We start from the raw sequence: 4,908 nt of genomic DNA, 5'->3' as shown, positions 1-4,908 counted from the left end.
ATCCGCTTCCCGATCCCGGCCTGGATCATCAGCCGATCCTCAGGGGTCAGCTCCCTACGCTCCATGCGACTCCTCAGCTCATGCCCCGAAATCATCGCAGGCGTTGCTTCGAAGTCCTGAGCCCAAGAAGCCCGCGAACACGCCAAGGATGATCCCGATGAGCACCAAGGGGTAGCCGACCCGTCTCGGTCCGGGAGCCGAAAGGCGCACGATTGCGGCTGGGAACAGGGCCACGACGAGCGTCAATGAACCGATAATGAAGGCCCACCCGGCCCACTGCACCCGCATCCAGTCCTCGGCCAGATTCCCCAGACCGGCGACCACCGCCGCAAAGGCTCCGACTGCGAGAGACCATCGCCAGACACCACGGCGGGTCTGGTCGGTGGCCAGATCGTCCGCGGCTCGCAGCAGCCAGAGCGTGGCCGCGAGAAGGAACAGGCCCGCCGAGGTCAGAGCGATCGCGGCGTAGTCGTCCGGATCGTCCGGATGCCAGTACCTGACATCGATGATGAGCGCCAGCAGCCACCGGGCGAAGAGGACGAGCGCCGCCGAAGCCGCCACGATGGTGAGGCTTCCCTGCGGGCCTGCCTCACCCCTTCGCGAGTGGGTGTTCCTTTGGGGAGACGAGGATCTTCTTCGCGCTGCATTCCTCAACGTGACCTCCGCCGCGCCTCAGTGGCCGATGGCTGGGGCGTGCCCGAAGTCAAGGTCCCCGAGTGCCTCCTTCAGGGTGAGCCCGCCGATAAGGGCCCATGCCAGCCCAGCGGGCACCACGACCAGCACCATCGCGGCCTCGGTGTTGAAGAAGACCAACGCGGCGCTGGCAAGTGCGGCGATGATCCCCGCCCATCTGGGCAGGATCCCCGTGACGATGACGTGGACCGCACCGAGGACGAGGCCGAGCATCATCGCCAGGAAGCCAGTGGCGCCGAACGCCCACCAAGCCCACGATTCGTTGACCGTGCCAGCGGCGAACGCGCTGTAGCCGCTCGCGGAGGCCAGTCCGGCAGCGAACACCACGGCGGAGGTCTCGTTGCCGTCCAGACGCTGCGGCCATGCGCCCTCGATAACGAGGCGAGTCCGATGAGGCCGATGAGGGTTAGGACCATGGCGGCGAGGGCGAGTGCGCCGACTTGTGGCGGGGTGCTCCGGAGGGCGCTGCAGGTCCCTCCCACGCAGCCCTCTGGTGTGAGGGAATCCATGAAGCAATGGCGCCGAGGAGGCCGCCGAGCAGGGCGGCGAGGCCGCCGATGGCCGCCAGGGCAGGAGTTCTCGTTCTCTCTTTGGGGTTATGGGTCTCGGTCATGGTGACCCCCTCCTTTTGGGGTTTGGGTGCGATTGATGGGGTGAAGGAGGCCGAAGAGTGTCCGTTGGTCTCCGGGCCTTCTCCGCGAGGAAGGGGCTTAGTAGCCGCCGTCTCTGCAGTCGGCTGTGAGGCGTTGAAGGGCCTTGGCGAGCCCCTCCGTGTCCGTCGTCCCGGCGGCGTTCGCGACGCTCTCGGCGTGAGTGCGCCACGCCGAGAGCGTACTCGGAAGACCGGCGGCGAGGCCGCTGATGGCCGTCGCTGTCGTGGCGGAGGCGCTGCCCTCCGACACCGTTGCCTTGGCCGCGGTGCAGATGCCCACGAGTTTCACGGCGGCGTCCCGCGTGGGGCGGGCGGCCATGCCGTAGGGGTCGGCGGCCGGGATTGGGATGGTCTCAACGGGTGGCCCTGCCGCTGGCTGCACGAGTTGGACGCGCGAGTCCGCTGAGAGTCCGAAGGCGGCGAGGGCGGCAAGGAGGGCGGCGAGCAGCGCAGCCGCCGATTCAGCTATCACGTGGATCGACGGCGGATGCAGTGGCAGGTGGGGTGTGTGGGTTGCTGCGTGTCCCATGACGGCCTCCCAGTAGGCCTCGCGCGCTCGGTTCCGCCGGGCTTCAGCCGGTGGCGGTTCCTCGCTCGCCTTCTCGTTGTTCGGTGAGGATCTCGGCGAGGGTCGCAAGGTCGGCGTGGACCTGCCGGGCGTACGCCTTCTGGACAAGGGCGTCGGCGAGCTTGCCGAAGACGCCGCCGAGGCCGGGGTCGGCATCGATGCGGTAGTTCACCCGCGTCCCCTGTCCCTCTGGCATGACCTCATAGGTGGTGGCGAAGTTGATCTTCCCCTCCACCGAGCGGCTCACCGCCGTCTTGGGCGGATCATGCTCCTGCACTTCGACCAGCCAGTCGAAGGTCCGGCCGAGGATCTTGCTGGTGCCGCGAATCCGGGAGCCGACCCGCACGGGGCCCTCTCCGTCGAGTTCGGCGGTCACCACGTTGCCGGAGTACTCGGGGATGTTGGCCGGTGTGTCGAGGTAGGCGAAGACCTCTTCGGGCGGGGCTGCGATGAAGACGCTCTCTTCGATGGTGGGCATATCTCCCTCCTCAGGGGAGATCCTCGGCGAAGGCGGCTGGGCATGGCGCGTTCCCACGGGCGCTGGGTGCCGGGCTTCGGAGCGAGCAGGGGTGCATGGAGGATGGCCCGCGTGAGCGGGAAGCGGCATAGCCCCCAGCGGCAGATCCGCGATGGTGCGATTCGTGATGGTCCCCGCTGCCAACAAAATACGCCGCGTCGGGGGTGGCGACAATGGTGGCTCAGGGGATGATGCAATCGTCAATTGCTTGGGAGGAAGCTCTCAGCTTCTTCCGGTTGATTCCCGGTTCTGGACAAGGCGGATCACAGCAGCATCACGCTTCGCGGAGGCGTAGCAGCCAGACGAATCACCTCGCGCTCCGAGGAAGAACCATGAAGAAGCTGTTGCGCGCACTCGTGTCCGCTGCTCTGTTGGTGGGCATGACTTTGCTCGCTCCACATTCAGGGACTGACGCAAGGCCCCCCGCCTATCCCCGTGACTTCCATGTCTAACTCCAAAGCCGAGCCAGTGAAGTGAATAGGGACCGAGACGCTGACCGAATTCACGGTCGCGGCTCTTGCATGCCCGGAGATCGCCGTGCTGCGACAGTGGCTGGTTCAGCCAAGCGGCTCCGCGGTGACGACCGTGTTCTTCACCCACGGGTCGGAGAAGTCGCAGGTGATCAGGACGACCCGGCCCGGTGCCACGGCTCAGATCGCCGAGGTGCTGAGCGTGGCCTTGTTGGGGACTGTCTGATTAACGGTGGGAACGGCGTGGCCTAACCGAAAGGAAGGGCTATGACCGACACCGTCGAGATGATCGATCCTGTGACTGGGGAGATCATCGATCAGAAGGAGCTCGCGGAGCAGCTGCTGGCACAGGCAATAGAACAGGGCGTGGGGCTGGTGGGCCCCGGCGGGCTACTGGCCGGTCTGACGAAGACCGTGCTGGAGACCGCGCTCGAGGCGGAGATGACCGAGCACCTCGGGCACGAGAGGCACGGGCCAGGACCCAACGTTCGGAACGGCACACGGTCCAAGACCGTGCTGACGGAGATCGGGCCGGTGGAGATCGAGGTCCCGCGGGACCGGGAGGGCACGTTCGAGCCGCAGATCGTCAAGAAGCGCAAGCGCCGGCTGGACGGGATGGACGAGGTCGTCCTGTCCCTGTCCGCCCGGCGCCTGACGACCGGGGAGATCGCCGCGCACTTCGAGGAGGTCTACGGCGCCGCCGTCTCCAAGGACACCATTTCGAGGATCACCGAGAAGGTCTGCGAGGAGATGGCCGAGTGGGCCAACCGTCCGCTGGACCGCGTCTACCCGGTGGTGTTCATCGACGCGATCCACGTCAAGGTCCGCGATGGGCAGGTGCGCAACAAGCCCTTCTACGTCGTCCTGGGCGTCACGGTGAACGGCGAACGGGACATCCTGGGGATCTGGGCCGGGGACGGCGGGGAGGGCGCGAAGTTCTGGCTCGGGGTCCTGACCGAGATCAAGAACCGTGGCGTGGAGGACGTGTGCATCGCCGTGTGCGATGGGCTCAGGGGCCTCCCGGACGCGATCACCGCGGTCTGGGAGCTCGCCATGGTCCAGGCCTGCGTCATCCACCTGATCCGCAACACCTTCCGGTTCGCCTCCCGGCACTACTGGGAGGAGATGGGCAAGGACCTCAAGCCCGTCTACACGGCCCCGACCGAGGCCGCGGCCCGGGAGCGGTTCGAGGAGTTCGACGAGAAGTGGGGCGCCCAGTACCCGGCCATCAGCAGGCTCTGGCGCAACGCGTGGGCCGAGTTCGCCCCGTTCCTGGACTGGGACGTGGAGATCCGCCGCGTGGTCTGCTCCACCAACGCGATCGAGTCCCTCAACGCGCGCTACCGGCGTGCGGTGAGGGCCCGCGGGCATTTCCCCAACGACGCGGCCGCGCTGAAGTGCCTCTACCTCGTCACCCGCTCCCTTGACCCCACCGGACGCGGCAGGGCACGCTGGGCCACACGCTGGAAGCCGGCACTGAACGCCTTCGCGATCGCCTTCGAAGGCCGAATCAACTAAATGCACGCCATGCCGTTCCCACCGTTATTCGGACAGTCCCACGACCACCGCGAGCGGATGTATCGGGCGCAACCACCGGCCGGAACCGGTCTCGCGCTGATACTCCATCGGCCGACGATGCTTCGCGCTGGGCGAACAGCCGGGGGTGGGCAGGGGGCAGGGCGGGTGCTAGGTTCATGTGACGGCCGTCACGCACGGAGATACTCTTCGCTTGCGGCCCTGCCGAACCTGCCAGGAGTCTTGGCTGGGATCAGGTCTCCTGCAATCGGAGCTGGTCCCGGGTCCGCCCGGGCAGGGACAACATTGTGCGGTTCATACAGGAAGCGAGGATGAATCAATGGAGATCATCGTCGGATCCCGGTCCTGTCAACGACTTCTGAATTTTGACCCCCTGGCGACGTCTGAATTTTGACCCCTCGCGAGGCTTAGCTGTTGGATGCGCGGTTCTCCTTGGCGAGGAGTTCTCGGCGCTGGCGGGTGCGGTAGGAGT

6 protein-coding genes are annotated in these 4,908 nt (G+C 66.6%); 1 reads left to right on the top strand and 5 read right to left on the bottom strand.

The features are described 5' to 3' along the window. Nucleotides 1–78: 78 nt before the first annotated feature. The 5 genes from E5679_RS20640 to E5679_RS20620 all read right to left on the bottom strand — a co-directional run bounded on the left by E5679_RS20640 (nucleotide 79) and on the right by E5679_RS20620 (nucleotide 2,391). Nucleotides 79–561: a hypothetical protein gene (locus tag E5679_RS20640; RefSeq protein WP_138419416.1), complete on the bottom strand. Its 483-nt coding sequence runs from the start codon at nucleotides 559–561 to the stop codon at nucleotides 79–81. Nucleotides 562–672: 111 nt separating this feature from the next. After that, the gene (locus E5679_RS20635) at nucleotides 673–1,020 is read right to left on the bottom strand and encodes a hypothetical protein (protein WP_138419414.1); all 348 of its coding nucleotides are present in this window, start codon (nucleotides 1,018–1,020) and stop codon (nucleotides 673–675) included. 79 nt (nucleotides 1,021–1,099) lie between these two features. Further along, the gene (locus E5679_RS20630; RefSeq protein ID WP_138419412.1) at nucleotides 1,100–1,306 is read right to left on the bottom strand and encodes a hypothetical protein; all 207 of its coding nucleotides are present in this window, start codon (nucleotides 1,304–1,306) and stop codon (nucleotides 1,100–1,102) included. A 97-nt stretch (nucleotides 1,307–1,403) separates the two neighbouring features. Beyond that, the gene (locus E5679_RS20625; RefSeq protein WP_138419410.1) at nucleotides 1,404–1,874 is read right to left on the bottom strand and encodes a hypothetical protein; all 471 of its coding nucleotides are present in this window, start codon (nucleotides 1,872–1,874) and stop codon (nucleotides 1,404–1,406) included. 43 nt (nucleotides 1,875–1,917) lie between these two features. Beyond that, a complete protein-coding gene (locus E5679_RS20620) occupies nucleotides 1,918–2,391 on the bottom strand; it encodes an SRPBCC family protein (RefSeq protein ID WP_171042502.1) in 474 nt (157 codons plus the stop codon). A 794-nt stretch (nucleotides 2,392–3,185) separates the two neighbouring features. Here E5679_RS20620 and E5679_RS20615 point away from each other — a divergent pair. Continuing rightward, nucleotides 3,186–4,418, top strand: coding sequence for an IS256 family transposase (locus tag E5679_RS20615; RefSeq protein WP_420821099.1), 1,233 nt, complete (start codon nucleotides 3,186–3,188; stop codon nucleotides 4,416–4,418). The last annotated feature ends 490 nt before the right edge of the window (nucleotides 4,419–4,908 follow it).

Source organism: Sinomonas gamaensis, from assembly GCF_005876955.1.
Classification (GTDB): domain Bacteria; phylum Actinomycetota; class Actinomycetes; order Actinomycetales; family Micrococcaceae; genus Sinomonas; species Sinomonas gamaensis.
Note: the sequence above shows the minus strand (reverse complement) of the source record. Positions and strands in the feature narration are given on the sequence as shown.

Bases quoted from the DNA above. Each gene is read 5' to 3' on its own strand.
- E5679_RS20630 (WP_138419412.1), bottom strand. From the start codon at position 1,306: ATGACCGAGACCCATAACCCCAAAGAGAGAACGAGAACTCCTGCCCTG.
- E5679_RS20615 (WP_420821099.1), top strand. From the start codon at position 3,186: ATGATCGATCCTGTGACTGGGGAGATCATCGATCAGAAGGAGCTCGCG.
- E5679_RS20620 (WP_171042502.1), bottom strand. From the start codon at position 2,391: ATGCCCACCATCGAAGAGAGCGTCTTCATCGCAGCCCCGCCCGAAGAG.
- E5679_RS20625 (WP_138419410.1), bottom strand. From the start codon at position 1,874: ATGGGACACGCAGCAACCCACACACCCCACCTGCCACTGCATCCGCCG.